Origin of the sequence: Nonomuraea jabiensis (assembly GCF_014204795.1) — a bacterium.
In the GTDB taxonomy this organism is placed as follows: Bacteria; Actinomycetota; Actinomycetes; order Streptosporangiales; family Streptosporangiaceae; genus Nonomuraea; species Nonomuraea jabiensis.
The window spans coordinates 2,298,876-2,325,697 of record NZ_JACHMB010000001.1 but is presented as its reverse complement, the minus strand read 5'-3'; the positions used below and the strand labels follow the sequence as shown (position 1 = coordinate 2,325,697).

Below are 26,822 nucleotides of genomic sequence, written 5' to 3'. Positions count from 1 at the left end.
TCAAGTGAAGAAGACGTCAACGGATGTGTTGCCCGCCGAGGGAGGGCTGGGCGACCAACCGCTGCTCGCGGTCGACAACCTGCACGTGGAGTTCCGTACGCGTGCCGGGGTCGTACGCGCTGTGAACGGCGTGAGCTACACGGTCAGCCCCGGTGAGACGCTCGCCGTGCTGGGCGAGTCGGGTTCGGGCAAGTCCGTGACCGCGCAGGCGATCATGGGCATTCTCGACATGCCGCCGGCGGTCATCCCCAAGGGGGAGATCCGCTTCAAGGGCACCGACCTGCTCAGGCTGTCGGAGGAGGCGCGCACGCAGGTGCGCGGCCAGCGCATCGCGATGATCTTCCAGGACGCGCTCTCCGCGCTCAACCCGGTGTTCACCGTGGGCTGGCAGATCAGCGAGATGTTCCGGGTGCACCGCGGCATGTCCAAGCGCGACGCCATGAAGAAGGCCGTCGAGCTGATGGACCGGGTCCGCATCCCGGCCGCCAGGCAGCGCGTGAACGACTATCCGCACCAGTTCTCCGGCGGCATGCGGCAGCGCATCATGATCGCGATGTCGATCGCGCTGGACCCCGAGGTGCTGATCGCGGACGAGCCGACCACGGCGCTCGACGTGACCGTCCAGGCCCAGATCATGGAGCTGCTGGCCGAGCTGCAGCGCGAGAGCCAGATGGGCCTGATCCTGATCACGCACGACCTCGGCGTCGTGGCCGACGTGGCCGACAAGATCGCCGTCATGTACGCGGGCCGCATCGTGGAGAAGGCCCCCGTGCACGACATCTACAAGGGCCCCGCCCACCCGTACACGAAGGGCCTGCTGGAGTCGATCCCCCGGGTCGACCTCAAGGGCCAGGACCTGTACGCGATCAAGGGCCTGCCGCCCAACCTGCTCGACCTGCCGACCGGTTGCGCGTTCCACCCCCGGTGCCCCTACCGGCAGGACAACTGCGTGACCGACGTCCCCCCGCTCCACGAGATCAGCGGCACCCGAGGCAGCGCGTGCCACTACTGGAGGGAGGTCCTCGATGGCGAACGGTGAGCGCATCCTCGAGGTACGCGACCTGGTCAAGCATTTCCCCCTGACCCAGGGCATCCTGTTCAAGCGGCAGATCGGCGCCATCAAGGCCGTCGACGGCGTGTCGTTCGACCTGCACAAGGGCGAGACGCTGGGCATCGTGGGCGAGTCGGGCTGCGGCAAGTCCACCCTCGCCAAGGTGCTGATGGCGCTGGAGCGGCCGACCTCGGGCTCGGTGCTGATCAACGGCCGTGACATCGGCAAGGCCAAGGGCGGCGAGCTCAAGCGGATGCGCCGCAACGTCCAGATGGTGATGCAGGACCCGTACACCTCGCTGAACCCCCGGATGACCGTCGGCGACATCATCGGCGAGCCGTACGAGATCCACAGCGAGGTGGCGCCGCGCGGTGACCGCCGCAAGAAGGTGCAGGAGCTGCTGGAGGTCGTCGGGCTCAACCCCGACCACATCAACCGCTACCCGCACCAGTTCTCCGGAGGACAGCGGCAGCGCATCGGCATCGCCCGAGGGCTGGCGCTCCAGCCGGAGATCATCGTCTGCGACGAGCCGGTGTCGGCCCTGGACGTGTCCATCCAGGCGCAGGTCATCAACTTGCTCGAGCGGCTGCAGAACGAGTTCGACCTGGCGTACATCTTCATCGCCCACGATCTGTCGGTGGTGCGGCACATCTCCGACCGGGTCGGCGTGATGTACCTGGGCAAGTTCGTGGAGCTCGGGAAGGACACCGAGATCTACGACAAGCCCGCGCACCCGTACACGCAGGCGCTGCTGTCGGCGGTGCCGGTGCCCGACCCGGAGGGCCGGGAGCAGCGGGAGCGGATCATCCTGCAGGGCGACCCGCCGTCACCGGCGAACCCGCCGTCGGGATGCCGGTTCCGTACGCGGTGCTGGAAGGCGCAGGAGATCTGCGCCGAGGAGGAGCCGCTGCTGCAGATCCGGCCGGGTACCGGGCACGAGAGCGCCTGCCACTTCGCGGAGACGCACGACGTGGTGCACGTGGGCTGACGCGCCTTCCGAAGACCCTCCGAGGGAGCTCCCCCGGAGGGTCTTCGCGTCTCTACGTGGTGACGATCAGGGCGGAGCCGTGGCCGAAGAGGCCCTGGTTGGCGGCCAGGCCCACGCGGGCGGCGGGCACCTGGCGGTCGCCGGCCTCGCCCCGCAGCTGCACGGTCAGCTCGCAGAGCTGGGCGATCGCCTGGGCCGGGATCGCCTCGCCGAAGGAGGCCAGGCCACCCGAGGGGTTGACCGGGATGCGGCCGCCGAGCCCCGTCTCCCCGTCGTGCAGCAGCTTGGCCGCCTCCCCTGGCGGGCACAGGCCGACGTCCTCCATCCAGTCCAGCTCCAGGGCCGTCGAGAGGTCGTACACCTCCGCCAGCGAGACGTCCTCGGGTCCCACCCCTGCCTCCTCGTACGCCGCGTGCGCGATCGCGGCTCTGAAGGGCCTGTCGGGGGCCGGCGCGGCGGCGCAGGAGTCGGTGGCGAAGTTCGGCAGCTCCAGGATCGTGCTGGGGAAGGTCGGGGTGACGGTGGAGACCGCGGCCAGGCGTACCGGAGCCCGCAGGCCCCGGCGGCGGGCGTAGGACTCCGAGGCCAGGATCACCGCCGCGCCCCCGTCCGAGGTGGCGCAGATGTCCATGAGGCGCAGCGGGTCGGCGACCAGGGGCGAGGCCAGCACCTCCTCGGCGGTGACGGGCTTGCGGTAGCGGGCCATGGGGTTGAGCGAGCCGGCCCGCGAGTTCTTGACCTTGACGGCGGCGAAGTCGGCCGGGGTCGAGCCGTGCACGGCCATGCGCCTGCGGGCGTACAGGGCGAAGTAGGCGGGGTTGGTGGCGCCCAGCAGGCGGAAGCGGAGCCAGTCGGGGTCGTCGGGGCGGTCGCCGCCGACCGGTTTGAAGAAGCCCTTCGGGGTCGAGTCCGCCCCGACCACCAGCGCCACGTCGCACAGGCCCGCGAGGATGCGCGTGCGGGCGATGTCCACGGCCTGGGCGCCGGAGGCGCAGGCCGCGTAGCAGGAGGCGATCCTGGCGCCCGACCAGCCCAGCGCCTGCGCGTAGGAGGCGCCCGCGACGAAGCCCGGGTAGCCGTTCCTGATCGTGTCCGCCCCGACCACGAACTCCACGTCGGTCCACGCCACCCCGGCGTCCCGCAGGGCCGCGCGGGCGGCCGCGACGCCGTACTCCAGGAAGGGCCTGCCCCATTTGCCCCACGGATGCATCCCGACGCCCAGCACCACCACACTCATGAGACCCGCTCCCACATCCACACCAGCGGCCCGTCCGACAGCGGCCCGGAGGTGAGCTCCAGCTCCATGCCGACCTCGAGCTCGTTCACCGTGAGGCCCTTGACCTGCCCGAGCACCACGATCCCCACCTCGTCGAGCTCGACGGCGGCCAGCGTCACCGGCACGTACGGGTCCGCGGCGACGTAGGGGGCGGGGGGCGGGTAGCAGGCGTTCGTGTACGACCACACCCGGCCGCGGCGGGGGAGGCGGATCGTCTCCGTCGGGGTGGCGTCGCAGCGCGGGTTGGGGCAGAGGCCGGTGCGGGGCGGGAAGGCGACGGTGCCGCAGGTCGCGCATCGGGTGCCCAGGAGGAAGACGCCGTCCTCGTCGACGGCGAACCAGCCCTCGATCGCTAACGCCATGCCCTTAGTATCGCACAAGCGCTTGCTAGGGCGACTCCGCTCGTGCCAGTGGCCCGCCGACGTCCCTTCCGTCCTTTGGGAGGAGAGGGACGGTTGCGCGGCGGGTTTCGGGAAGGGGTGTGGGGGTCAGAGGCGGCGGCGTTTGCGGTGGCGGACGAGGACGCGGGCCGACATCGCCGCGGCCAGCATCACGATGCCCGCCACCACCGGCCCCCGGGAGGCGGGCGGAGGGCCGTCGCCGAAGTACGGGCCGGGCCGGGCCAGGCCGGCGCCGGGCGGGTCCAGGCGGGCGGCCTCCCGCAGGGCGAGCAGGGCGTCGGCCACCCCGTGCCCGTAGGCGGGGCTGTGGCCGTCGGCCGGCTGCCGCCTGGTGCCGAGCTCGATGGCCGTCCGCACGTGGTAGGGCGACATGCCGGGGTACGCGGACTTGATCAGGGCCGCCACGCCCGCCACCATGGCCGCCGCCGAGCTGGTGCCGTCGCTCACCACGTACGAGTCGCGGGCGTCGGCCGTGACGATCTCCGTGCCCGGCGCGACCACCGAGAGGTAGTCCTGCCTGTTGGAGAACGCGGCCACCCTGAGCTCCCGGTCCACCGCGCCCACGGCCATCACGCCGGGGTAGGCGGCGGGGAAGTTCTTCCTGTTGGCCGTGCCGCCGTCGTTGCCCGACGAGGCCACCAGCACGGCGCCCCGCGCGATCGCGTACTGGATGGCCTCCTCCTCCGCGGGCGAGCCCTCCCACGCGCCGCTGCCGCCGCCCAGCGACATGCTGATCACGCCGGCCCCGTGGTCGACCGCGTACCGGATGCCCTTGGCCAGCGCGTCGCGCCCGCCGGCGCGCTGCTGCTCGCGCAGCGGGTCGCCGTTCTCCAGCGTGACGCGGATGGACAGCACCTTGGCCGCGGGCGCCACCCCGATCACGCCGCCCTTGTGCTCGTCGCCGTGCCCGCGCCCGGCGATCAGGCTGGCCATGGCGGTCCCGTGCCGCCCCCAGAGGCCCTTGGCGGTCCCGGTCAGGTCGGGGCCCTGGATCACGGCGCCCTCCAGGTCGGGGTGGCGGCCGTTCACGCCGGTGTCGAGCACGGCGACGATCACGCCCTCGCCCCTGCTCGACCGCCACGCCTCGGGCAGTTGCAGCGCGGCGAGCTGCCACTGTCCCGCCCGGGCGGCCTCGCCCACGTCGTCGGTGGCGCTCGCCGGAACGGTTCCCAGCACCAGCGCGGTGACGAGGAAGGCGACGGCGAGCCTGCTCATCGGGTGAGCGTCCGGTCCAGCTCGGTGGCGAGCTGCCGCGCCGTGTCGCGCAGGCGGGGCACGAGGCGGTCACCCGGCTGGTACGGCCGCCCGTCGGCGTACCCGGCGGCCGTGGCCACCACGTAGCGCTCGTCGGACCTGAGCACCACCCCGGCGAAGTACTGCCGCTCGCCGAAGCGCTCGGCCGGCCCCCGGGGGAAGGCCACCGGCCGCACGGTCGCGGGCCGCCCCACGCGGAGGTAGTCGCGTCCGGGCAGGTCGAGCACGGCGATGCCCACGGTGGCGACGAACGTCTGCGTGCTGTCGGCGTACGTGGCGCGCAGGGCCACGCGGCAGCCGCGCCGGACGGCGGCGGGCTGGAACGCCGTCCGGCAGGGCGCTTCGGGGGCGACCCCGGCCAGCACGTACGTGACCCGCGCCCCCGACGGGCTGACCCCGGGCACGGTGGCGGGGAAGATCTGCGCGACGGGCCAGGCGTGCCAGCGCTCTGACACGGGCGGCTCCGGCGCGGGCCAGATCGCGGACATTATGGAGAGCAGCACGATGGACAGCTGGTACACGTCGACCTCTGGAGGGGAGGGGAGGGACGCCCGCGCGTTGCATTCTGACACGCGCCAGCTGATTCATTCCGACGCTTCGGTAAACAGACCGATACGCGGAGTAATTCCGATCTGTGTGCCTTTGCCCTATGGAGTCGGAGCAAGTCGGACATGTGCGCCAGGTGGGAGCCCCAGCCGCTGCGCTGCGTCACCGGAATTGACGGCGATCGCGATCAGTCCCGCCGAGTCCGCGAACGCCACCAGCTCCCCCGGCGGCACCGCCGCGAACGTCTCCCGGTAGGGCAGCGAGAGCTGCCGCCGGCCCAGCCAGACCCCCAGCGTGTCGCCCACCCGCACGCCCAGCGCGTGCAGGTCGCCGACCGCGATCGACAGCTGGGTGTTGCCGTAGCGGTCGACCGAGACGACCTCGCCCTCCACCGAGCCCTCGCGCAGCAGCGAGGTCGGCGCCGGCAGCGTCACCAGCCTGCCGATCGGCACCTCCGGCCCCAGGTCCGCCGGTCTCAGCCCGCCGAACAGCCGCCCCGCGACCGGCGAGAAGACGTCGCGCCCGTGGAAGGTCGGGGAGACCGGCCGCAGGAAGTGCTCGTCGTTGCTGATCGCGTAGGCGGCCTCGGCGCCGCCGCTGGCGTGCACGGCCCACGACAGCAGCCCGTTGTCGGGTCCGATGAACACCCGCCCGCCCGCCTCGACGGCCACCGCCCGCCGGGCACCGCCCGCGCTGGGATCGACCGCGCCGATATGGATGCCCACGGGAAGGTAGGGAATGGTCTGGGCGAGAATCGCCGCGCCACGCCGTACGTCACCCGAGGGGATCAGGTGGCACACGTCGATCACCCGCGCCTCGGGGGCGATTCCGGCGATCACTCCGTGACACGCCGCCACATAGCCGTCTTCGAGCCCGTAGTCGGTGAGGAGCGTGATTACTGAGGTCACATTTCGTGACTGTACGTCTCTCAATACGTCGTGAACAGCCGCACTTCGCACATTACGATTGGCCACGGGCCGCGTGCGTGCGGCGTCATCGCACGCACTCTTTCCCGAGGAGGACACCATGGGAGCACCGCTCAGCGGTGACGATGCCCAGGAGACGTCCGGCCAACCCCTCTCAGAACGCGATCTCGAGCTCCTCGCCTTCGAACGCCAATGGTGGCGCTACGCGGGCGCGAAGGAGCAGGCCATCAAGGAGAGCTTCGGGTTCTCCGCCACGCGCTACTACCAGTTGCTCGGTGAGTTGATCGACCGTCCGGAGGCGCTGGAGCACGATCCCATGCTGGTCAAGCGGCTGCGCAGGTTACGGTCCACCCGCCAGCGTGACCGCGCGGCAAGGAGACTCGGCATGCGTCCCTGACCGGCTGGGTACGGCAGCGGCGTGAGGAACATCCCTGGAATCAAAGCGATCTTGAACGACCCGGCGGGCGCGGTGATCGGGCTCGACTTCGACGGGACCCTGTCGCCGATCGTGCCCGACCCCGCCGAGGCCGTGATCCACCCGAAGGCGCCGGAGGTGCTGGCCGAGCTCGGCGCCCACGTCCTGGCGGTGGCCATCGTGACCGGCCGGCCGCCGGCCACCGCGCTGGAGCTCGGGCCGGGCCTGGCCGACGTGCCCCGGCTGGTCGTACTCGGGCACTACGGCTTCGAGCGCTGGGAGGCCGGGCAGATCTCCGGCCCCCCGCCGCCTCCGGGCGTGCTCGAGGTAGAGGCCCGGCTGCCGCTGCTGCTCGAGTCGCTCGACCTGCAGGACGTCACCATCGAGGACAAGGGCCGGGCCGTGGCCGTGCACACCAGGCGCAGCTCCGACCCGCAGGGCGCGCTGGCCAGGCTGCGCGACCCGCTGGCCGATCTGGCCGGCCGGCACGGCCTGGTGGTCGAGCCGGGGCGCTTCGTGCTGGAGCTGCGGCCGCCGGGCATGGACAAGGGGCAGGCGCTCAGCCTGTTCCTGGCGGAGCGGGCCGCCAGGTCCGTCATGTTCGTGGGCGACGATCTCGGCGACCTGTCCGCGTTCGCGGCCGTACGCTTCTCGGGGCTGCCCGGCGTGAACGTGTGCAGCGGCTCCGCGGAGGTCACCGAGCTGGCCCGGCAGGCCGACCTCGTGGTGGACGGGCCCGACGGCGTCATCGCGCTGCTGGAGGAGCTTGTGGGGGCTTTCAGTCGTTCGTGATTGAGCTGCAAGTCGCGCTCCCTAGGGTCGGGCCCATGCACAAGCGACACCTCGCCGCCGTGGCCGTGGCCACCCTCCTCGCGGCCTCCCCGCCCGCGCACGCCGCTCCCGCCCAGGCGGTCAAGCTGCGCAAGGGCCTGACCCTCTACATCCCGATCAAGTGGCAGGTCCACCGCTTCGGCGACGAGGTCCAGATCGTGACCGGCAAGTGCGGCAAGCCGGTGGGCTGGGGGACGCCGGAGTGCGACGCCTTCTACGTCCTCGGCCCCTCCTCCATCAAGCGCGGGGCCGAGGGGTTCGGCCCGTACACCGGCAAGAGGCCCTTCTACACGGCGAGCGACGTGCAGCCGTGCCCGTTCAACGACAAGTGGGGCGAGGCCATCGGCCCGAAGGTCACCAGGGGCCTGCGCCAGGTCGGCGCGGGGCACAAGGCCGCCTACAACGCGTGGAAGTCGGAGTGCGTCAAGTATTCGGGTTCGACCACGAAGGTCCTGCTCCGCTTCACGCAGCGCGAGTGGTACCTGCCGCAGAGCAAGATCCTCGTCGTGGACCAGTGGAACACGCCGGGCCTGGCCGACACGCTCAAGTACGCCGACTGGAGCTGACCGCGCTCAGATCTCGGCCAGCGCATCGAGCTGGGCCGCGAGCCACTTCTGCGGGGGCAGGGCGGTGGCCGCGGCGTGCAGCTTGTCGCGCCGCATGCGGCGCTCGTCCTCCGGCATGACGAGCGCCGCGTGCAGCGCGGCGGCCGTGCCGCTGATGTCGTACGGGTTGACCACGAGCGCGTGCGGGCCCAGCTCGGCCGCCGCCCCCGCCTCGCGCGAGAGCACGAGCGCGCACCTCGCGGACAGGATCGGGCCCTCCTTGGCGACCAGGTTCATCCCGTCGCGGATGGGGTTGACCAGCAGCACGTCGGCCATCCGGTACGCGGCCAGCGAACGCGGGTAGTCGTCGTTGACGTTGAGGATCAGCGGGTCCCAGTCCTCGGTGCCGTACTCGTCCTCGATCTCCTGCGCGCAGCGCAGCACCGACGCGGTGTACTCGCGGTATTCGGGCAGGTCGTGCCGGCTCGGGTAGGCGAAGGCCAGGTGCACCACCTTGCCGTGCCACTCCGGGTGCGCGGCCAGGAACTCGCGGTAGGCCACCAGGCCGCGCACGATGTTCTTCGACAGCTCGGTGCGGTCGATGCGGACGATCAGCCGGCGGTCGCCCACCTGCTCCCTGAGCGCTGTCATGTGCGACTCGACGTCGGGCTCGACGGCGCGCTCCCACAGCGCGTCGCCGTCGACGCCGAGGCTGTGCACGCCGATGCGGGTGGTCCTGCCCTCGTGGGTGACGCTGCGGCCCGCGCGGTCGACCTCCGCGCCCAGCAGCGCCTCGCAGCAGTCCATGAACGCCTGGGCCCACCTGTCGGCCAGGAACCCGGCGTGATCGGCGCCCAGGATGCCCTCCAGGACCTCTCGGGCCACCTCGTCGGGCAGCAGCGAGAAGTATTCGGGGGGCGCCCACGGGGTGTGGCTGAAGTGGGCGATGCGCAGGTCCGGCCGCTCGGCGCGGAGCATCGCCGGGGTCAGCGCCAGATGGTAGTCCTGCACCATGACGCGGGCGCCGTGGCCGGCCTCCTCGGCCAGCGCCAGCGCGAACGCGCCGTTGTAGTCACGGTAGGACTCCCACTCCCGCTCGAACCTCGTGCCGAAGTTGGGGGCGTTGGGGATGTCGTAGAGCAGGTGGTTGACGAACCACAGCGTGGAGTTGGCCACGGCGTTGTAGGCGCGGTGGAAGGTGGCGGGCGGGATGTCGAGCATGCGCATCGGGCCCGTGTCGTAGCCGGCGTGGTCGATCCGGCCGCCGGGCACCAGGCGCACGGCGCTGCGGTCGCCGTCGGACAGCGCCGCGCACACCCACAGCACGCCGTCCTTCCTGGCCACCTCGGACAGCGCCGAGACCAGGCCGCCGCCACCGCGTCTCATGGTCAGCTCGCCGTCGTCCGAGACGGTAAAGGAAACGGGTCCTCTGTTGGAGGCCACCAGGACGCTGTTCATCTACGCTCCCTTCGCCAATAGGATCCCAGCTATGGCGCTAGATGAGCTAACCGAGGAACTCGCCCGCTCGGCTGCCGGAGGAGATCATCGCGCACTTGGCGAGCTCCTGGCGCGGATCGAGCCCGATGTGATGCGGCACTGCGCCCGGATCCTCCCCTATCACCAGGACGCAGAGGAAGCCTCCCAGGACACGTTGCTGGCCGTGGCGCGCAACATCGGCCGGTTCGAGGGCCGGGCGCGGTTCAGCACCTGGCTGCACATCGTGACGGCCAACTGCGCGCGCACCACGTACAGGTCGCTCAAACGCCGCGCGGCCGAGCAGAGCTCGGACGAGCTGCCCACGCAGAAGCCCGACGTGGCGCGGGTGAGCGTGATCGCGGGCTCGCGGCTCGACCTGCTCGACGCCATGGAGGCGCTGGAGGCCGACAAGCCCGACCTGGCGCAGGCGCTGGTGCTGCGCGACATCGTCCAGCTCGACTACAACGAGGTGGCCGAGCAGCTCGGCATCCCGCTCGGCACCGCCAAGTCGCGCATCCACCAGGCCCGCAAGTACGTGCAGGGAGTGCTGGGTGATGATTATCGCTGAGACGCTACGTCTCACATCTTGAGACGGATGGCCATTACCGCCCCGTGGGCGGGTAGAGTCCCTTTCAACAACTGAATATTGCTCATCCAGAGGGGTGGAGGGACCGGCCCTGCGAAGCCCCGGCAACCCTCCCGGCTTGAGACTCGCGACCTGGCGAGGCCGACCGGGACAAGGTGCCAATTCCGGTCTGCGGTCAAGGTGGCCGCGGGCGAAGATGAGGGAAGGCCTCGCTTCATGTCGCTCGACTTTGGTCCTGCTGTCGGTCTGTCCTGCCGCGAGTGCGGCACGCGTTACCCCCTCGGTCCGAGCTTCGCGTGTCTGGAGTGTTTCGGGCCGCTCGAAGCGGCCTATTCCTTCGGTACGGTGACCCGCGCCGACATCGAGTCGGGTCCCGCCAACATCTGGCGTTACCGCTCGCTGCTCCCGGTGCCGGTTGACGTCGCCAGTAAGCCCAATATGAACCCCGGTTGGACCAAACTGGTCAAGGCCGGAAACCTCGGACGCGCACTGGGCCTCAAGAACCTGTACGTCAAGGACGACTCCGGCAACCCCACCCATTCCTTCAAGGACCGGGTCGTCGCCATCGCCGTCGAGGCGGCGCGCAACTTCGGCTTCCACACCCTCTCCTGCTCCTCCACGGGCAACCTCGCGGGCGCGGTCACCGCGGCGGCGGCGCGCGCCGGGCTCGAGGCGTGCGTGTTCATCCCGGCCAACCTCGAAGCGGCCAAGATCGCCATGGCTCGGGTGTTCGGCGGCAAGCTGATCGGGATCGACGGCACCTATGACGAGGTCAATCGGTTCTGCTCTGAGCTGATCGGCGACCCGCTGGGTGACAAGTGGGGGTTCGTCAACGTCAACCTGCGGCCCTACTACGCCGAGGGCTCCAAGACGCTCGCGTACGAGATCGCCGAGCAGCTCGGGTGGCGGTTGCCCGAGCAGATCGTCATCCCCATCGCCTCCGGCTCGCAGCTCACCAAGATCGACAAGGGCTTCCGCGAGCTGGTGCAGCTGGGGCTGGTCGAGGACACGCCGTACAAGATCTTCGGGGCGCAGGCGGCCGGGTGCTCGCCGGTCTCCACCGCGTACAAGGCGGGGCACGACGTCGTGCAGCCGGTCAAGCCCGACACCATCGCCAAGTCGCTGGCCATCGGCAACCCGGCGGACGGGCCGTACGTGCTCGACATCGCCCGGCGCACCGGCGGGGCCGTCGAGGACGTCACCGACGCCGAGATCGTGGCCGCGATCAAGCTGCTGGCCTCGACGGAGGGCGTCTTCGCCGAGACCGCGGGCGGGGTGACCGTGGGCGTGCTGAAGAAGCTCGCCGAGAGCGGGCGGCTCGACCCCGAGGCCGAGACGGTGGTCCTCAACACCGGCGACGGGCTCAAGACGCTCGACGCGATCAGCGACGACGCCCAGCCCACGGCCGTGATCCGGCCCTCACTCGACGCGTTCCGCGCGGCTGTCTGACAACCAGGAAAGGCGAGATAAACCATGAGCGTTTCGGTGCGGATTCCCACCATTCTGCGCACGTACACCGGTGGCAACGCCGAAGTCAGTGGCGAGGGCGCGACTCTTCGTGACGTCCTCGCCAAGCTCGACTCCGACTACCCGGGGATCGGCGCGAGAATTCTGGATGAATCGGGCAAGATTCGTCGTTTTGTCAACGTTTACGTTGGGGAAGAGGATGTCCGTTTCGCCGACGGGCTCGACACTCCGGCACCTGAGGGCACTCAGATCTCCATCATCCCGGCGGTCGCCGGCGGCTGAGTGCCATAGATCACACTTGTGGAAGGCGCCCCTAGTGGGCGCCTTCTCCATTTCCAGGGCAATTGAAACGTTGAAGCACCTACGTTGCGAAGAAATGCGCCGTTTGCGGATTGACTCTGTTGCCAAACCCCGTGCCACAGGTATGGTCGAGGGCGATCGTCTGGCTGATTTTCCCTTAAGTCCGGCGATTACGGGTCTCGCGGAGGAATGGGCGAGATCTGAAAGCCCAGTAAGAGGAGTCGGAAGTGGCGCAGGGCACCGTCAAGTGGTTCAACGCGGACAAGGGCTACGGCTTCATCGCGGTAGACGGTGGTAAGGATGTATTCGTCCATTACTCAGCGATCATGATGGACGGGTACCGATCTCTCGAACAAGGCCAGCGCGTCGAGTTCGAGATCACGCAGGGCCAGAAGGGACCCCAAGCGGAGTCCGTCCGCGCGGTCTGAAACACCCCCTGGTATGCACCGGCGGGGATCGCCCGGCAGCGCAGTCCGTGCGAACCCGCAACCTTTCATTCGTCGACTCGGTCACGGCGAGCCGCGCGAGGTGGCTCGCCGTGGGCACGGATCCCGCCGTCTGCGGCGGCCTGGACGCGGCTTGTCGCAGGTGGCGGGGTCCTGCAGCCGGTGACGGATGGCCCCGCCGTACAGGTTGATATGGGGAGGAAAGCCCCGGTAGGAGGCTTCTCGCTTGCACTCGGCAGGGTAGAGTGCTAAACAGTTCGTTGGCACTCTGTGCAGCAGAGTGCCAACTCGGATCGGGACGATGGGGTCTGCCGAAGGAGATGCTGACCCATGCCGTCGCGGGCGTCGGCTCGGTCCACGACAAGCCACCCTGCATCTGGGAGGTCTAGCCTTATGGCAGCCAAGATGATCGCGTTTGACGAGGACGCCCGGCGCGGTCTCGAGCGCGGTATGAACCAGCTCGCCGACGCCGTCAAGGTGACCTTGGGCCCCAAGGGCCGCAATGTCGTGCTGGAGAAGAAGTGGGGCGCTCCCACGATCACCAACGACGGTGTCTCCATCGCCAAGGAGATCGAGCTCGAGGACCCGTGGGAGAAGATCGGCGCCGAGCTGGTCAAGGAAGTCGCCAAGAAGACTGACGACGTCGCCGGCGACGGCACCACCACCGCCACCGTGCTCGCCCAGGCGCTGGTGCGCGAGGGCCTGCGCAACGTGGCCGCCGGCGCCAACCCGATGGCTCTGAAGAAGGGCATCGAGGCCGCCGTCGAGCGCGTCAGCGAGGAGCTCTCCAAGCTGGCCAAGGACGTGGAGACCAAGGAGCAGATCGCTTCCACGGCCTCCATCTCCGCCGCCGACCCCGAGATCGGCTCGCTCATCGCCGAGGCGATGGACAAGGTCGGCAAGGAAGGCGTCATCACCGTCGAGGAGAGCAACACCTTCGGCCTCGAGCTCGAGCTCACCGAGGGCATGCGCTTCGACAAGGGCATGACGTCGATGTACTTCGTCACCGACTCGGACCGCATGGAGGCCGTGCTCGAGGACCCGTACATCCTGATCGTCAACAGCAAGGTCTCCGCCAACAAGGACCTGCTGCCGCTGCTCGACAAGGTCGTCCAGTCGGGCAAGCCGCTGCTGATCATCGCCGAGGACATCGAGGGCGAGGCCCTGGCGACCCTGGTCGTCAACAAGATCCGCGGCCTGTTCCGCTCCGTGGCCGTCAAGGCCCCGGGCTTCGGCGACCGCCGCAAGGCCATGCTCAACGACATCGCCATCCTGACCGGTGGCCAGGTCATCGCCGAGGAGGTCGGTCTCAAGCTCGAGAACGCCACCCTCGACCTGCTCGGCCGCGCCCGCAAGGTCGTGGTGACCAAGGACGAGACGACGATCGTCGACGGTGCCGGTGACGCCGAGCAGATCTCCGGCCGGGTCAACGAGATCCGCGCCGAGATCGAGCGCACCGACTCCGACTACGACCGTGAGAAGCTGCAGGAGCGGCTGGCCAAGCTGGCCGGCGGCGTGGCGGTCATCAAGGCCGGCGCGGCGACCGAGGTCGAGCTGAAGGAGCGCAAGCACCGCATCGAGGACGCCGTGCGCAACGCCAAGGCGGCCGTCGAGGAGGGCATCGTGCCCGGCGGTGGCGTGGCGCTGCTGCAGGCCGGCGCCAAGGCGTTCGACAAGCTGGAGCTGTCGGGCGACGAGGCCACGGGTGCGGCGATCGTGCGCAAGGCTCTGGAGGAGCCGCTGAAGCAGATCGCGGTCAACGCCGGCCTCGAGGGCGGCGTCGTGGTGGAGAAGGTGCGCAACCTCACCCCGGGTGAGGGCCTGAACGCCGCTTCCGGCGAGTACGTCAACATGTTCGAGTCGGGCATCATCGACCCGGCCAAGGTGACGCGCTCGGCGCTGCAGAACGCCGCCTCCATCGCGGCGCTCTTCCTCACCACCGAGGCCGTCATCGCCGAGAAGCCCGAGAAGACCCCTGCCGCTCCGGCCATGCCGGGCGGCGGCGACATGGACTTCTAGGTCTTTTCTTCGCCGTTCATAACAAGGGCGGCCCGGCTTTCCGGGCCGCTCTTGTTTTCGTTTATCAGCCATTACGTTTCATAATTGATCCGCTACTCCGAGTGAGGAAAGGTGGTGATCACACACCTCAACGAAGGAGTAGAGGATGCTTTCCCGCAGCAAGCGTATTTTCGGCATCGCCATTCTGAGCGCGGCCGCCGCGGCCGCCTTCGCCGTCCCTGCCCACGCGTCCCACGTCCCGGTCACCGGCGGGGTGATTCCCTACCAGCTCCTGGGCGCGGTGCGGGCGCCGCTCTGCCTGACCACGGGGACGCTGAGCGGCGACGCCAAGATGGGAATCCCGCTCGTCGAGGAGCTGCTGCCGACGCTCGGGGCCTCCTGCGCGGTGCTCAGCTGAGGCCTGGCGCGCACTCGGTCTCTCGGACGCCCCGCCCTTCGCGGCGGGGCGTCTCCGCTTTTCGGCCCGCCGCGACGGGCGTGGGTGTCTCCCTTTTTCCCGGCCGGTCGCGCCACCCTCCGGGGGGCGGTGCGGCCGTGGGCGCGGTCAGGTGCTGTAGGTCGGGACGACGTGGCCGCGGGCCAGGGTGTTGGCGGTGATGTTGAAGCCCACCACCGCCGGGCTGGCGTCGCTGTCCACGCCCAGCTTGTCGACCCCGAGGGCGTGCACCGTGAAGACGTAGCGGTGCGGGGCGCCGGGGGGCGGGGCCGCGCCGCCGTACTCCTTGGTGCCGTAGTCGTTGCGGGCGTGGACCGCCTCCGCGGGCAGGACCTTGAACTCCGGGCCGGTGCCCGCGCCCGCCGGCAGCTCCGTCACCGAGGCCGGGATGTCGAACAGCACCCAGTGCCAGAAGCCGCTGCCCGTGGGGGCGTCGGGGTCGTAGCAGGTGACGGCGTAGCTGCGGGTCTCGGCGGGCGCGCCGGACCAGCGGAGGTGAGGCGACTGGTTACCGCCCTTCATGCCCCAGTCGTTGAAGACGTGGAGGTCGTTCAGCCGCTCGCCGTCCTGGATGTCGTCGCTCTCGACCACGAGCGCGGGAACCGACGGCAGGTGTTCATGTGGAAGCGGTGCTGGCACGGCATCCTCCTAGGTTGAGAGCTCCTTGCTCAGCCATCCTAGAAGCGGCCGTGCCCGCCGACGATCAGCCGCCGGGTCCCGCCGTTCAGGTCGTCAGCTCGGCCGGCAGCGGCTTGTCGTGCAGGACCGTCAGGGACGTCACCGCTCGGGTCAGCACCACGTACAGCCTGGCCAGGCCCCTGGGTTCGGCCGCGACGATGTCCGCGGGCTCCACGACGATGACGTGGTCGTACTCCAGACCCTTGGCCAGGGTGGCGGGCACGATCAGGAGGCGGTGCTCCTCGTCCGAGTCGGGGCCGAGCACGGCGTGGGGGAGGTCGGCCAGCGCGCGGGAGACGTCGGCGACCAGGGCGTCCGGGACGATGACGCCGATGGAGCCCTCCCTGGTGAGGACCTCCGCGGCGGCCTGCGCGACCGAGCCGCCGGGGCGTACCGTGAGCGAGCCGACTCCGGGGCGCAGCGACCGCGGCGCGGCGAGTTCGGGGGCGATGGAGGGCAGCAGCCGGGCGGCGTAGTCGAGGACCTCCCGCGGCACGCGGAAGCCGAGCGTCAGCTCCGTCACCTCGCCTTCGCGCTGGCCCAGGTGCTCCAGCACCGACTCCCACGAGCTGGTCGACCACGGGGTCGTGCCCTGCGCCAGGTCGCCCAGGACGGTGGCCGAGCCGTTGCGGCAGCGGCGGCCGAGCGCTCTCAGCTGCATCTCGGAGAGGTCCTGGGCCTCGTCCACCACGAGGTGGCCCAGGGACGGGGTGCGTTCCATGAGGTCGCGGAGCTCGTCGAGGAGCGCGGCGTCCGCGGCGGACCATTTCGCGGACTTCCAGCTCCGGTACGGCTTCCGCCAGACAAGCATTTCCTGCTCATCAGGCGACAAATCGGATTTAGCGGCCTTTTTCAGGAATTCTGGGTCGGAGAGGAGGCGATAAAGGACCTGCTCTGGCGTTAGTTTGGGCCAGACCGTATCAACGAGCTGTTTGACCGGTTTCGACCTGGCCACGGCGTCCTGCACCCGGTCGTCGGGCGATTCGCCGCGCTGCTCCATTCGTACCAGCACCATGTGGGCCAACCGCTGCGCGAGTGCCGCCCGGCCGGGGTTGTATCGCGTGGTGCCGCGCAAGGAGGCCACGATCTCGCGTACCTCGTAGTCCGCCACCCGGTAGCGGTAGACGCCCTTGGTGAAGACCACGCCCTCCTCGGGCTTGACGATGTGCAGCCAGAGCGCGCGTTCGAGCACCGCCGCCATCCTGGCGTCGCCCTTCACCGCCGCCACCATCGGGTCCTCTTCGGCGGCGTGCTCGCCGAGCAGCCCGGCCACCGTGGTCTGGTCGACCTTGACCTCGCCCAGCGCGGGGAGCACCGAGGAGATGTACGACAGGAAGGCGCGGTTCGGTCCGACGATCATCACGCCTGCCCGGGCGAGCCGTTCACGGTGGGTGTACAGGAGATACGCGGCCCGGTGCAGGCCCACGGCGGTCTTCCCGGTGCCGGGGGCGCCCTGGACGCACACCGTCTGGGCCAGGGTGGACCGGACGATCTCGTCCTGGTCCGGCTGGATGGTGGCGACGATGTCGCGCATGGGGCCGGTGCGCGGGCGTTCGATCTCGTCGGTGAGGATCCGCGACGGGCCGATCTCGCCGCCCTCGCCCAGCGGCTCGTCCTCGAACGCGGTCAGCGCGCCGCCGTGATACCCGAAGCGGCGCCTCCGTACGACTCCCATGGGGTCGGCGGGGCTGGCCTGGTAGAACGCTTGGGACACCGGCGCGCGCCAGTCGATGACCAGGGGCTTGCTGCCGCCGTCGTGCACGTGGCGGCGGCCGACGTAGATCGTGCCGGGGAGGTCGTCACCCGCCTGCCGGTCGAGGCGGCCGAAGAACAGCGGGGTGTCGGGGTGGTCGGCGAGCGCGGCGACGCGCTGGTCGAGGAGGGACTGGAGGATCTGCTGCGACACCCAGTCACCCGCCGCGTCCGCGGACAGCGACTGGGCGTGGGCACGCATCGCCTTGAGCGCGGCCCTGGACTCGGCCAGGTGAGCCTGCTCGGAGGCGAGCACGTCGGAGGGTATGTCGGGGGCCAGTTGGTGTCCGGGCATGCGGAAGCGCCTCCCTGGGTCGGGAACGATGGTGGTCAAGGCAGCGAATCGGTCAGTCTAATGGCGACGCGGGGCGGCCTCCAAAGCATTTACCCCCCCGCCCACCGACGCGCCGCCGCATCCACCCACCCGGTGGCGACCGAGGCGCCGCCGCACCCGCCCATCCGGTGAGCACCGAAGCGCCGCCGCCCTCGCCGGTCGCCCGTCTTTGCCGCTCGGTCCGCTCGCCGTCCCGCCCCGACGTCCGCCGCCCTCGGCCGCCCGTTATCACCCCTCAGCCTCGGCGCCCTCCGTGCGGCTCCCCGGGGAGCGGCGGGCCGGGCGGGCGTTCCTCAGGGGGTGAGAAGGGTGGGGCGTTGAGCGGTGCTTCTGCTCGTCCGGTGCTTCAGCGCCGCGCCCCCAGGGGCCGGCGGCCGGCGCGGTGGGTGAGGGGCGCTTGGTCGGGTGAAGCGGTGCCGCGCCGGGGAGTCCAAGTGCCGTGGGGTGGGCGGGGATGGGGGGCGAGTAGCGGCATTCGGGGGCGGGTAGAGACGAGTGATGGCGCGGATTCAGCTGCGTGTTTCGCCGATCATCCCCACGATTGCGAGCTTCCTGCTCGCCGCCCTCTGGGCGTTGTCCGTCTTCGCGGGCTGGGGGTTGGAGGCGTTCTGCCAAGGCGGCGAGTCCGCTTCGACCTGCTCGCAGCGTCTTGGTACGGTCTCCACGGTGTCGGGGCTGTTCGCCGCGCTCGCCGCCTCCTGCACGGCGGCCGCCTGGCTCATCCCGTGGTCCAGGCAGGACCCGCGCACGTTCGGGCGGGTCATGGGCGCGGGAGTGGGGGCCTGGGTCGTCGCTGAAGGGGTGCTGTTCCTCGGCGGCCTGATGGCGCGGTAGGGCGCCCCCGCCGGCTGGAAGCCTCTTTCTGGGAACAACCTGGAAATACCGAAAAATTCGGGCATTTCAGGTGCGTTTGTCGGATCATGGGGGTATGTCGCAGGCGGCGTGATAGTACGCAGGTGAGGGGGGTGGTTCGATTGTCTTCGGCCCGCGGAGTTTCGTGGACGTGACACCACGCTGAACATGCCTGGCCGCTCGAGCTGAGCGGCCGGGCATCACACCCCGCCGTGCACGTCGTCGGCGTCGATGATCTGGTACGCGTACCCCTGCTCGGCCAGGAACCGCTGCCGGTGCGCGGCGAACTCCTGGTCCACCGTGTCCCTGCTGACCACCGTGTAGAACCGGGCGCCCCCGCCGTCGGCCTTGGGCCGCAGCACCCGGCCGAGCCGCTGGGCCTCCTCCTGGCGTGAGCCGAACGTGCCCGACACCTGGATCGCGATCGCGGCCTCCGGCAGGTCGATGGAGAAGTTCGCCACCTTAGACACCACCAGCACCTGGATCTCCTTGTCGCGGAAGGCCTGGTAGAGCCGCTCGCGCTCCTTGACTCGGGTCTCGCCCTTGATGACCGGCGCGTTGAGGTGCTCGCCGAGCTCGTCGAGCTGGTCGATGTACTGGCCGATGACCAGCACCTGCTCGCCCAGGTGGCGGCGGACCAGCGCCTCGGTGACGTGGGTCTTGGACGGCGTGGTGGCGCAGAAGCGGTAGCGCTCCTCGGACTCGGCCATCGCGTACGCCAGCCGCTCCTCGTCCGTCAGCGTGACGCGCACCTCGACGCAGTCGGCGGGGGCGATCCAGCCCTGGTTCTCCATCTCCTTCCAGGGCGCGTCGTAGCGCTTGGGGCCGATCAGCGAGAACACGTCGCCCTCGCGCCCGTCCTCGCGCACCAGCGTCGCGGTCAGCCCCACGCGCCTGCGGGCCTGCAGGTCGGCGGTCATCCGGAAGATCGGCGCGGGCAGCAGGTGCACCTCGTCGTAGACGATCAGGCCCCAGTCGCGGGCGTCGAACAGCTCCAGGTGCGAGTAGACGCCCTTCCGCCTGGTGGTCATCACCTGGTACGTGGCGATGGTGACGGGGCGGATCTCCTTCTTCGAGCCGGAGTATTCGCCGATCTCGTCCTCGGTCAGCGACGTGCGCTTGATCAGCTCGGTCTTCCACTGGTGGGCCGAGACCGTGTTCGTCACGAGGATGAGCGTGGTGGCCTGCGCGTGGGCCATGGCGGCCGCGCCGACGATGGTCTTGCCCGCGCCACACGGCAGCACGACCACGCCGGAGCCGCCGTGCCAGAACGCGTCCGCCGCCTCCTGCTGGTACGGCCGCAGCGCCCAGCCCTCCTGCAGCAGCTTGATCGGGTGGTGCTCGCCGTCCACGTAGCCGGCCAGGTCTTCCGCCGGCCAGCCCAGCTTGAGCAGGGCCTGCTTGACGTTGCCGCGGTCGCTCGGGTGGACGATGACCGAGTCGGCGCCGAGCCGCTCGCCCAGCATCGGCTGGATCTTCTTGGAGCGCAGCACCTCCTCCAGGACCGCCCGGTCGGTGGAGGTCAGGACCAGGCCGTTGACCGGGTCCTTCTCCAGCCGCAGCCGGCCGTACCTGGCCATGGTCTCGGCGATGTCCACGAGCAGGGCGTGCGGCACGGGGTAGCGGCTGAACCCGATCAGCGCGTCGATGACCTGCTCGGCGTCGTGTCCGGCGGCGCGGGCGTTCCACAGGGCCAGGGGGGTGACGCGGTAGGTGTGCACGTGTTCGGGAGCTCGCTCGAGCTCGGCGAACGGCGCGATCGCCTTACGGCACTCGTCCGCTCGCTCGTGGTCGACCTCGAGCAGCAGTGTCTTGTCCGACTGGACGATCAACGGTCCATCGCTCACTGGCTTTTCTCCGTGGGGTTCGTACGGGGGCCTCGCGCAACAGGACCATCGTCTCCCGATCCTGGCTCTCCCGCTCCGAGACTCCAACAACCCGCGTGCCCGGATTAGTCCTGGGACGGGCCAAGAGCCGCGCGGGTCAGTCGTCGAGATTGCCGGACAGGCCCAGGGCGAGGATGATGCCGGCGCTGAGCACGAAGCCGAGCCCGAACATGATCCAGCTCCAGATCACCATCGTGCGGGCGGTCCGCGGCTCCGTGCGGGCCTTGCTGAGCGCCAGACCGGCCAGGATCGCGCCGGGCAGGCCCAGGATGTTGCAGCACGAGACGAGCGCGAAGAGGTTGAGCACGAGGGAGACGATCGTGTTGGCGCTGGGGCCGTCGTCGCGCCGCGGTGGGGGATAGCCGTAACCGTAGCCGTACTGCTGCGGGGGCGGCTGCTCGCCGTAGGGCGCGCCGTAAGGCTGGTACGGGTAGCCCGAGGGGTCTTCCTGGCTCATCTTCACCTCCAGACACGTCAACACTTATCACGGAAAGGAGGCGCGCCCGACCGGTATCGCCCGCTCAGGGCGGTCAGCCGAGGCGGGCCCGCAGCGCCTTGCGGTCGAGTTTGAGCACGCTCGTCACCGGCACCGAGTCCACGAACCGCACCTCGCGCGGGTACTTCACCCGCCCCACCCGCTCGCGGGCCCACTCGATCAGCTCCTCGGCCGTCACCGTCGCGTCCTGCCTGAGCTGGACGAACGCCACGACCTCCTCGCCGATCCGCGGCTCCGGCCGGCCCACGACGCCCGAGACGACCACGTCGGGGTGGCGGTTGAGCGCGTCCTCGACGTCGCGGGGGAACACGTTGAAGCCGCCTCGGATGATCAGGTCCTTCTTCCTGTCCACGACGTAGAGGTAGCCGTCGTCGTCCACGCAGCCGATGTCGCCGGTGTGCAGCTCCCTTCCGACCAGCGCGGTGCCCTCGGGGTCGGGCTCGTGCTCGCCCCAGTAGCCGAGCATCAGCGCCTCGCCCGAGACGCAGATCTCGCCGACGTCCCCGGTCTCCAGCTCCTCGCCCTCGCCGTCGCGGATGGTGATCGTGTAGCCGGGGAGCGGGAGGCCGACGCTGCCGGCCCTGCGCCTGCCCGGCGGGTTGAACGTGGTGACCGCGCTGGTCTCGGTCAGGCCGTACCCCTCGAGGATCTGCACGCCCGCCATCCTGCGCTCGAACTCCTCCAGCGCGTCCCTGCCGAGCGGCGCCGCGCCGCAGGTGAGGAAGGACAGGTCGGGCAGGGGGTGCGACTCCAGCGGCTCGGCGAGGAGCAGCTGGATCATGGAGGGTACGACGGTGCCGTACTGGACGCGCTGCTCGGCGGCCAGCTTGAGGAACGCCTTCGGCTCGAACCAGCGCATCAGCACCGCCTGCTGCGGCTCCGTCGCGTGCATCGAGGCGACCGAGATGATCAGCCCGTACGCGTGCGAGAGCGGGACGGGCACCAAAGCGCGATTTATCCCTTCCTGGTGGGACATTTCCCAGACGTCCTTGGCCACCCGCCAGAGGCCCCCGTGGCTCAGCATGACGCCCTTGGCCCGGCCCGTGGTGCCGCCGGTGTACATCAGCGCCGCCAGATCGCCGGGGTCCCTGGTCACCGGGCCGCGTTCGGGTGCCCGTTCCAGCTCTGCCGTATCCACAAAAATCGGGATATCGACGGCGGTGGCCCGTACGGTCTCCACCAGCTCGGGAGAGGTGACGATCGCGGACGCGCCGCTGTCGAGCAGGATGTGCCGCAGCTCGTCGGCGCCCACCAGGAACACCACCGGGGTGACCACCGCGCCCGCCGCCCACAGAGCCTGGTAGATCAGCGGCACCTCGGGCGAGTTCGCCATCATCACGACCACCCGGTCGCCGGGCCCGATCCCGCCCTCGGTGAACCCGCCGCACATCCGGCGCGCCCGCTCGGCGAGCGCGTGGCTGCGGTGCCAGACGCCTTCGTAGAACATCGCGTCGTGATCGTCGAAGCGGCCCCAGGACTCCTCGGCCAACTGGCCCAGCGTTTGCTCGGTCACAATGCCCAACCTGATGCGATCGTGGTCACGCCGTCAACCCTTGACTCGTCCTGGTGGGCGTGGGGCAGTTGACCGGTAAATGACGACATATCTCCCTCTATAGTCGTTCGTGTTTTCTTGTTGGCCTAGATCGTGTAATGGTGGAAGATCTAGGGGGCCATGGGGCCTGCCGAGGCAAGGGAAGTCATGATCGACATGTCCGCATCAAGCGGCCCCGAACGCGAACGTCACGCGAAAGGCCAGGTCAGGGTGGCTTTGGTGACGCTCCGCAAGCTCTTCGTAGTAAAAGAAGAAACTTGTTAGGCGTAGTTATTTTCTGTAGAAAAGTTTCCAGTCAACCCTGAGGTGAATTCGTGACCGAAACGCCTGAATCAGGCGAGATCGACCTCGGTGACATAACGCTCGGCCAGAGCTTCTTAACGGTGTACGAGCACCTGCGGCCGTTCGCCGCGCCGGTCACCAGAGACCTGAAGAGGCGGGACGCCGACGCGCTCCTGCGCTCCTACCTGGAGCCCGGCTGCTTCCCCGAGGCCGTGCGCCGGCTCACCGTCCGCCACCTGCTCGTCCTCGTGGGCGAGCAGGAGACGGGCAAACGACTGGGCGCCATCGCCCTGCTCTCCCGGATGTCCCTGGCCGAGAGCACGATCACCGTGCTGTCGCCCGCCGGCGGCGCCGCCGACCTGCTGTCCAGGACCGAGTACGAGCCGGGGCGGGCGTACCTGCTGCACGACTGGATCGCCGAGAGCACCGACCGGATCGAGCTGCTCAACCTGGCGCGCAAGCTGGCCGAGCTGGGCTCGTACCTGGTCATCACGAGGAACGGCGCTCCCTCCCAGGCGGCCGAGGTGGAGCAGGCGTGGAGCGCGCCGGAGCCGGGGGAGCTGTTCGACCTGTGCCTCAGGGCGTACGGCGTGCGCGCGGGCCACAGCCCCGAGGAGCTCACCCGGGCCAGGGACCTGGCGCTGACCCTGCCGACACCGGCCGAGGTCGTGCGCCTGGCCGGACGGCTGGTCGGGGACGACGAGCCCTCGGGGGAGGACGTGGCGGCCTGGTTCGACACCAAGCCGCTGCTGCACGAGGTGCGGGAGGTGGCCGCGCTCGCGTTCCTGCACGGGGTGGGCGGGCCGGTGTTCGAGCGGCAGTTCGCCAGGCTCGAGCGGATCTGCCAGGCGCAGGAGCGGCGGGTGCCCCGCGTGTCCCATCCGCTGGTCGCCCGTGAGGAGGGTCGCGTCGCGTTCCGGGTGCCGCGGCACCGCGGGCAGGTGCTCGCGGAGCTGTCCGGGCGGTACGGGTTCTGGCTGTGGCAGCCGCTGCGCGAATGGGTGCGGTCGCTGGCCTGGGAGGGGGCCGACGTCCGGACGCGGGCCGCCGAGGGGGTGGCGTTGCTGGCGGCGTACTCGCTGAAGGACGCGCAGCTGGAGTTCCTGGACGTGTGGGCGCGGGGCGGGAACGCGGAGCGGCTGGCGGCGGGGGACGCGCTGTCGTACATGTGCGCCGACGACACGCTCGCCACCGAGGCGCTCAGGATCGCGTTGGACTGGACGGCCGATCCCCTGGACCCGCGCGCCACGGCGGCGGCCGTGGCGCTGGGCGGCGGGCTGTCCCTGCGGTATCCGGCGGACGCGGCGCGGCGGTTGCGGCGGTTGGAGTCCGGCGGCGGGCCCTCGGCTGGTGTGGCGGGACGGGCGTTGGCGCTGCTGGCCGAGCACGCGGGCCGGTGCCACGATGCCCGGGGCGGGACGGTCACCGCGCTGCCCGCGACCCTCGCCACGGACGCCTGACCGCCGCCCCGATGACGCTCGCCGGGGCCGCGGGACCCCGGCGAGCCCCCACACCAGGACCCCGCATCGCCACCTCGGGGCGGGGGCCGGGGTCAGAGGCCGGCGACGCCGGTGATGCGGTGGAGGGCGAAGCGGTGGACGGCGGCCCGGGTCTCGTCGTAGGCGGTCAGGTAGCCGCCCTCCATCCGAGCCGGCTCCAGGATGCGCGAGGTCGCGTTCCCCTGGGAGTCGAGGTACCCGATCCACACGCGTACCCCCTGCTTGATCGCCTCCTGCAGGGCCGAGATCGTGGCCGTGGCGGGCCCGCGGGGCACCTGCCCGCCCGGGGCGTCGACGGGCTCGCGCCGCGCCAGGTGCGCCGCGTCACCGGCCCGCAGCGCGCGTACGGCCGCCGTCGCCACCTCCGGGTCCAGCCCGTTGGGCGACGCCACGGCGCGGGCCGGGGCCAATCCCTCGGTACGGCGGCTGTCGAGCTGCGAGATGATCACGTCGCCGTCGAGCGACTCGGCGACGGGCGCGTACCCCATGGCACGCAGCGAGTCGACCAGCGCCGCCCTGGACGAGCGGGAGGCGATCACGGTGGGGGCCAGCCTGCGCAGCCGCAGCGCGGCGGAGCGCCGGTCGGCGGTGATCTGGTCGAGCAGCGCCGGGTCGTCGCACCGGATGTACGCGCTGGCGGTGCCCACCCGGATGCGCCCGTGGCGCCTGGCCACGTCGGTCACCAGGTACGACAGCGCCTGCGGCACCGGCGTGGCCGAGTGGCGGGACAACATCGCCACCAGCTCCTCGCCCCCGTGCCCCGCGTCGAGCGCCCGCCGGATCGAGCTCTCGCTGAACCGGTAGACCGTGGCCCCGCCTTTCGACTCCACGTCGGCGGTGAGCGTCATCCAGCGGTTGAGCTCGCTCGTCAGCGGCCCCGGCGCGACGGCGGTGAGGTCGGCCTGGAGCAGCACGTGGTCGACGGGCTCCGGCAGCAGCGGAGCGAGCACCTCGGCGGGCTCGCCGCCTTCGAGCAGCGCCCGCCCGTGTCCCGACAGCGCGCCCAGCCCCGTGACGCCGACCTGCTCGGCCTCCCGCAGCGCGAACTCGGTGAGCTGCTCGCGCAGCGGCCCCCGGCGGCGCGGCTGCTCCCACGCCAGCCGTTCGAGCACCGAGTCGCGCGTCGGCGCGAGGCCGGGCGCGGCGGCCAGCACGCCCAGCGTGGCCGCCCTGACCCCGGGCGCGGAGGAGCGGCGCAGGTCGGTGTGCAGGGCGTTGAGCGGCCTGTCGCGCTCGTCCCGGTCACCGACCAGGCCGGGCACGCGGTCCATCTGCAGCCAGGTGAGCGCGAGGGTGACCCACCGGTCGGCGGTCGCCCTGACCCGCCAGAGGTCGTAGCCGGAGGTCGGCAGCCACTCGCCGTCCACGCCGCCGCCCGCCGCGATCAGCCCGGCCGCGTGCGCCACCTCGATGACCAGCGCCGCCGCCCACTCGGGCAGGTCCAGCTCGCTCGTCGTGCGTTTCAGGTCGCGCACGCCCAAGCCGCCGGTACGCAGCACGCCGGGCGGCTCGACGCTCCACCGCTCGCACAGCTCCTCGACCGACCGGACGAACGCGAACGCCTGCCCGGCCGCCGTACGATCGGCCAGCTTGCGGTCGCGCGCCGTCCCTTCGAGCGGCGGCGGGAGGGCCAGCAGGCCGCGGTGCACCCGGCCGCCACGCAGGTAGAGGCCGACCTCGCGGGGCAGGGTCACGCTCTCCTCGCCGGTGGCCGCCAGCAGCCCTCTGGCCAGCAGCTCCTCGATGGGCGAGCGGGCGGAGGCCACGCTCACCTCACGCCTGGCGTTGGGCACGCGCCCGGTCGGCGGCCCCCAGGCGAGCTGGTCGAGCGCGCCTCTGGCCTCGGGCGAGACGGACCCGATCAGGGCGGCGGGCTCCGCCAGCACGGCCGCCAGCCGTTCCTTGCCCGAGCCCTCGGTGCCCGGCGCGACCTCGTCGGCCATCTCGTCGAGCTGCTCGGGCGCGTGATGCCGGAACGCGTCGACCGCCCTCGGCCCGAGCCCCGCCGGGTCCTCGAGCACCTTGCGCACGCCGGGCCCCAGATCGAGCGCGTCGTCCGGCCCGTAGACCAGCGCCAGCTCGAACAGCCGGTCCAGCGCGGCCGACAGCGCGGGCTCGGCGTCGCGCGCCCCGCTGTCCGCGCCGCGCGCCCCGCTCTCGGCGTCGCGCGCCCCGCTGTCCGCGCCGCGCGCCCCGCTCTCGGCGTCGCGCGCCCCGCTGTCCGCCTCGTCGCCCGCCAGGGCCGCGGCCACGAGCTCGCGCAGCCGCTGCCTGGGCATCGGCCCGTCCTGTACGGCCAGCGTCTCGACGACGGCCAGCGTGAAACGGTCGAGCCGGTCGAGCACCCTGGCGATCGCCGACGGGCTGCCCGCCCGCGAGGCCAGACCTTCCAGATGCGCGGGCACCGGAGTGATCAGCTCGGGCCGCGCAGAGACGAGCGCCCGCAGCTGTTCGTCGGTGCGCCCCCTGATCCACTCCGTGAACTCCATCGTTGCCATGGTATGTCCCACCTGATTGGGGCAGCATTG

The 26,822-nt window shown here is 70.8% G+C and carries 25 protein-coding genes and 1 riboswitch; of the genes, 13 read left to right on the top strand and 12 right to left on the bottom strand.

The features are described from left to right. Positions 1-4: 4 nt before the first annotated feature. Positions 5-1,039, top strand: coding sequence for an ABC transporter ATP-binding protein (locus HD596_RS09960; RefSeq protein WP_313043448.1), 1,035 nt, complete (start codon positions 5-7; stop codon positions 1,037-1,039). Then, positions 1,026-2,039, top strand: a complete 1,014-nt coding sequence (locus tag HD596_RS09955) for an ABC transporter ATP-binding protein (RefSeq protein WP_185068985.1) — start codon at positions 1,026-1,028, stop codon at positions 2,037-2,039. The genes HD596_RS09960 and HD596_RS09955 overlap by 14 nt, the downstream gene beginning before the upstream one ends. 52 nt (positions 2,040-2,091) lie before the next feature. Here HD596_RS09955 and HD596_RS09950 read toward each other — a convergent pair whose 3' ends face one another. From HD596_RS09950 to HD596_RS09930, 5 genes are all read right to left on the bottom strand, one after another. Beyond that, positions 2,092-3,276 carry a lipid-transfer protein gene (locus tag HD596_RS09950; protein WP_185068984.1) on the bottom strand — a complete coding sequence of 395 codons (1,185 nt, stop codon included), beginning with the start codon at positions 3,274-3,276 and terminating at the stop codon, positions 2,092-2,094. After that, positions 3,273-3,677, bottom strand: coding sequence for a Zn-ribbon domain-containing OB-fold protein (locus HD596_RS09945; RefSeq protein WP_185068983.1), 405 nt, complete (start codon positions 3,675-3,677; stop codon positions 3,273-3,275). Before HD596_RS09945 ends, HD596_RS09950 begins: the two co-directional genes overlap by 4 nt. Before the next feature lie 126 nt (positions 3,678-3,803). Further along, entirely contained in the window at positions 3,804-4,931 is a 1,128-nt protein-coding gene (locus HD596_RS09940) for a S8 family serine peptidase (protein WP_185068982.1), read from the bottom strand. Next, positions 4,928-5,542: a hypothetical protein gene (locus tag HD596_RS09935; protein WP_185068981.1), complete on the bottom strand. Its 615-nt coding sequence runs from the start codon at positions 5,540-5,542 to the stop codon at positions 4,928-4,930. Before HD596_RS09935 ends, HD596_RS09940 begins: the two co-directional genes overlap by 4 nt. 75 nt (positions 5,543-5,617) lie before the next feature. Further along, positions 5,618-6,424: an SAM hydrolase/SAM-dependent halogenase family protein gene (locus tag HD596_RS09930; protein ID WP_313043447.1), complete on the bottom strand. Its 807-nt coding sequence runs from the start codon at positions 6,422-6,424 to the stop codon at positions 5,618-5,620. 118 nt (positions 6,425-6,542) lie between these two features. On the opposite strand from HD596_RS09930, the gene HD596_RS09925 reads away from it, so the two are divergent. From HD596_RS09925 to HD596_RS09915, 3 genes are read left to right on the top strand one after another with little or no spacing between them, the layout of a single operon-like run. Further along, positions 6,543-6,839, top strand: coding sequence for a DUF3263 domain-containing protein (locus HD596_RS09925; protein WP_185068979.1), 297 nt, complete (start codon positions 6,543-6,545; stop codon positions 6,837-6,839). Between the two features lie 51 nt (positions 6,840-6,890). Next, positions 6,891-7,649: a trehalose-phosphatase gene (gene otsB / locus HD596_RS09920; protein WP_221519264.1), complete on the top strand. Its 759-nt coding sequence runs from the start codon at positions 6,891-6,893 to the stop codon at positions 7,647-7,649. 35 nt (positions 7,650-7,684) lie between these two features. After that, entirely contained in the window at positions 7,685-8,254 is a 570-nt protein-coding gene (locus HD596_RS09915) for a hypothetical protein (RefSeq protein ID WP_185068978.1), read from the top strand. Between the two features lie 6 nt (positions 8,255-8,260). Here HD596_RS09915 and HD596_RS09910 read toward each other — a convergent pair whose 3' ends face one another. Continuing rightward, positions 8,261-9,691, bottom strand: coding sequence for an alpha,alpha-trehalose-phosphate synthase (UDP-forming) (locus HD596_RS09910; protein ID WP_185068977.1), 1,431 nt, complete (start codon positions 9,689-9,691; stop codon positions 8,261-8,263). 31 nt (positions 9,692-9,722) lie between these two features. Between HD596_RS09910 and HD596_RS09905 the strand changes: the two genes are divergently transcribed. The 6 genes from HD596_RS09905 (at position 9,723) to HD596_RS09880 (ending at position 14,924) form a co-directional block, all read left to right on the top strand. Then, on the top strand, positions 9,723-10,277 hold the full coding sequence (locus HD596_RS09905) for an RNA polymerase sigma factor (protein WP_185068976.1): 555 nt from the start codon (positions 9,723-9,725) through the stop codon (positions 10,275-10,277). Positions 10,278-10,356: 79 nt separating this feature from the next. After that, positions 10,357-10,498, top strand: a riboswitch (SAM riboswitch). 13 nt (positions 10,499-10,511) lie between these two features. Continuing rightward, positions 10,512-11,744 (top strand): threonine synthase, encoded by a 1,233-nt coding sequence (gene thrC, locus HD596_RS09900; RefSeq protein WP_185068975.1) that lies wholly within the window; start codon positions 10,512-10,514, stop codon positions 11,742-11,744. Between the two features lie 24 nt (positions 11,745-11,768). Then, on the top strand, positions 11,769-12,044 hold the full coding sequence (locus HD596_RS09895) for a MoaD/ThiS family protein (protein ID WP_185068974.1): 276 nt from the start codon (positions 11,769-11,771) through the stop codon (positions 12,042-12,044). Between the two features lie 245 nt (positions 12,045-12,289). Next, positions 12,290-12,490, top strand: coding sequence for a cold-shock protein (locus tag HD596_RS09890; RefSeq protein ID WP_068927743.1), 201 nt, complete (start codon positions 12,290-12,292; stop codon positions 12,488-12,490). Between the two features lie 411 nt (positions 12,491-12,901). Continuing rightward, a complete protein-coding gene (gene groL, locus HD596_RS09885; RefSeq protein ID WP_185068973.1) occupies positions 12,902-14,527 on the top strand; it encodes a chaperonin GroEL in 1,626 nt (541 codons plus the stop codon). A gap of 145 nt (positions 14,528-14,672) precedes the next feature. Further along, positions 14,673-14,924 (top strand): hypothetical protein, encoded by a 252-nt coding sequence (locus HD596_RS09880; RefSeq protein WP_185068972.1) that lies wholly within the window; start codon positions 14,673-14,675, stop codon positions 14,922-14,924. 147 nt (positions 14,925-15,071) lie between these two features. On the opposite strand, the gene HD596_RS09875 is transcribed toward HD596_RS09880, so the two are convergent. Further along, positions 15,072-15,602, bottom strand: a complete 531-nt coding sequence (locus HD596_RS09875) for a YbhB/YbcL family Raf kinase inhibitor-like protein (RefSeq protein ID WP_185068971.1) — start codon at positions 15,600-15,602, stop codon at positions 15,072-15,074. An 85-nt stretch (positions 15,603-15,687) separates the two neighbouring features. Next, complete coding sequence (locus tag HD596_RS09870; protein ID WP_185068970.1) at positions 15,688-17,688, bottom strand: HelD family protein; 2,001 nt, start codon at positions 17,686-17,688, stop codon at positions 15,688-15,690. A gap of 537 nt (positions 17,689-18,225) precedes the next feature. Between HD596_RS09870 and HD596_RS09865 the strand changes: the two genes are divergently transcribed. Then, positions 18,226-18,561 carry a hypothetical protein gene (locus HD596_RS09865; RefSeq protein ID WP_185068969.1) on the top strand — a complete coding sequence of 112 codons (336 nt, stop codon included), beginning with the start codon at positions 18,226-18,228 and terminating at the stop codon, positions 18,559-18,561. 218 nt (positions 18,562-18,779) lie between these two features. On the opposite strand, the gene HD596_RS09860 is transcribed toward HD596_RS09865, so the two are convergent. The 3 genes from HD596_RS09860 to HD596_RS09850 all read right to left on the bottom strand — a co-directional run bounded on the left by HD596_RS09860 (position 18,780) and on the right by HD596_RS09850 (position 22,474). Further along, complete coding sequence (locus HD596_RS09860) at positions 18,780-20,426, bottom strand: DNA repair helicase XPB (protein ID WP_185068968.1); 1,647 nt, start codon at positions 20,424-20,426, stop codon at positions 18,780-18,782. Positions 20,427-20,562: 136 nt separating this feature from the next. Next, the gene (locus HD596_RS09855; protein ID WP_185068967.1) at positions 20,563-20,922 is read right to left on the bottom strand and encodes a hypothetical protein; all 360 of its coding nucleotides are present in this window, start codon (positions 20,920-20,922) and stop codon (positions 20,563-20,565) included. A gap of 73 nt (positions 20,923-20,995) precedes the next feature. Beyond that, positions 20,996-22,474 carry a class I adenylate-forming enzyme family protein gene (locus tag HD596_RS09850; RefSeq protein WP_313043442.1) on the bottom strand — a complete coding sequence of 493 codons (1,479 nt, stop codon included), beginning with the start codon at positions 22,472-22,474 and terminating at the stop codon, positions 20,996-20,998. Between the two features lie 353 nt (positions 22,475-22,827). On the opposite strand from HD596_RS09850, the gene HD596_RS09845 reads away from it, so the two are divergent. Continuing rightward, positions 22,828-24,255: a hypothetical protein gene (locus tag HD596_RS09845; RefSeq protein WP_185068966.1), complete on the top strand. Its 1,428-nt coding sequence runs from the start codon at positions 22,828-22,830 to the stop codon at positions 24,253-24,255. A gap of 92 nt (positions 24,256-24,347) precedes the next feature. On the opposite strand, the gene HD596_RS09840 is transcribed toward HD596_RS09845, so the two are convergent. Further along, positions 24,348-26,783, bottom strand: a complete 2,436-nt coding sequence (locus tag HD596_RS09840; RefSeq protein WP_185068965.1) for a helicase-associated domain-containing protein — start codon at positions 26,781-26,783, stop codon at positions 24,348-24,350. Between the last annotated feature and the right edge of the window lie 39 nt (positions 26,784-26,822).

Coding starts and splice junctions, on each gene's coding strand:
- HD596_RS09955 (WP_185068985.1), top strand. CDS start 1,026: ATGGCGAACGGTGAGCGCATCCTCGAGGTACGCGACCTGGTCAAGCAT.
- HD596_RS09950 (WP_185068984.1), bottom strand. CDS start 3,276: ATGAGTGTGGTGGTGCTGGGCGTCGGGATGCATCCGTGGGGCAAATGG.
- HD596_RS09945 (WP_185068983.1), bottom strand. CDS start 3,677: ATGGCGTTAGCGATCGAGGGCTGGTTCGCCGTCGACGAGGACGGCGTC.
- HD596_RS09940 (WP_185068982.1), bottom strand. CDS start 4,931: ATGAGCAGGCTCGCCGTCGCCTTCCTCGTCACCGCGCTGGTGCTGGGA.
- HD596_RS09925 (WP_185068979.1), top strand. CDS start 6,543: ATGGGAGCACCGCTCAGCGGTGACGATGCCCAGGAGACGTCCGGCCAA.
- HD596_RS09915 (WP_185068978.1), top strand. CDS start 7,685: ATGCACAAGCGACACCTCGCCGCCGTGGCCGTGGCCACCCTCCTCGCG.
- HD596_RS09910 (WP_185068977.1), bottom strand. CDS start 9,691: ATGAACAGCGTCCTGGTGGCCTCCAACAGAGGACCCGTTTCCTTTACC.
- HD596_RS09905 (WP_185068976.1), top strand. CDS start 9,723: ATGGCGCTAGATGAGCTAACCGAGGAACTCGCCCGCTCGGCTGCCGGA.
- thrC (WP_185068975.1), top strand. CDS start 10,512: ATGTCGCTCGACTTTGGTCCTGCTGTCGGTCTGTCCTGCCGCGAGTGC.
- HD596_RS09895 (WP_185068974.1), top strand. CDS start 11,769: ATGAGCGTTTCGGTGCGGATTCCCACCATTCTGCGCACGTACACCGGT.
- groL (WP_185068973.1), top strand. CDS start 12,902: ATGGCAGCCAAGATGATCGCGTTTGACGAGGACGCCCGGCGCGGTCTC.
- HD596_RS09880 (WP_185068972.1), top strand. CDS start 14,673: ATGCTTTCCCGCAGCAAGCGTATTTTCGGCATCGCCATTCTGAGCGCG.
- HD596_RS09870 (WP_185068970.1), bottom strand. CDS start 17,688: ATGCCCGGACACCAACTGGCCCCCGACATACCCTCCGACGTGCTCGCC.
- HD596_RS09865 (WP_185068969.1), top strand. CDS start 18,226: ATGGCGCGGATTCAGCTGCGTGTTTCGCCGATCATCCCCACGATTGCG.
- HD596_RS09855 (WP_185068967.1), bottom strand. CDS start 20,922: ATGAGCCAGGAAGACCCCTCGGGCTACCCGTACCAGCCTTACGGCGCG.
- HD596_RS09840 (WP_185068965.1), bottom strand. CDS start 26,783: ATGGAGTTCACGGAGTGGATCAGGGGGCGCACCGACGAACAGCTGCGG.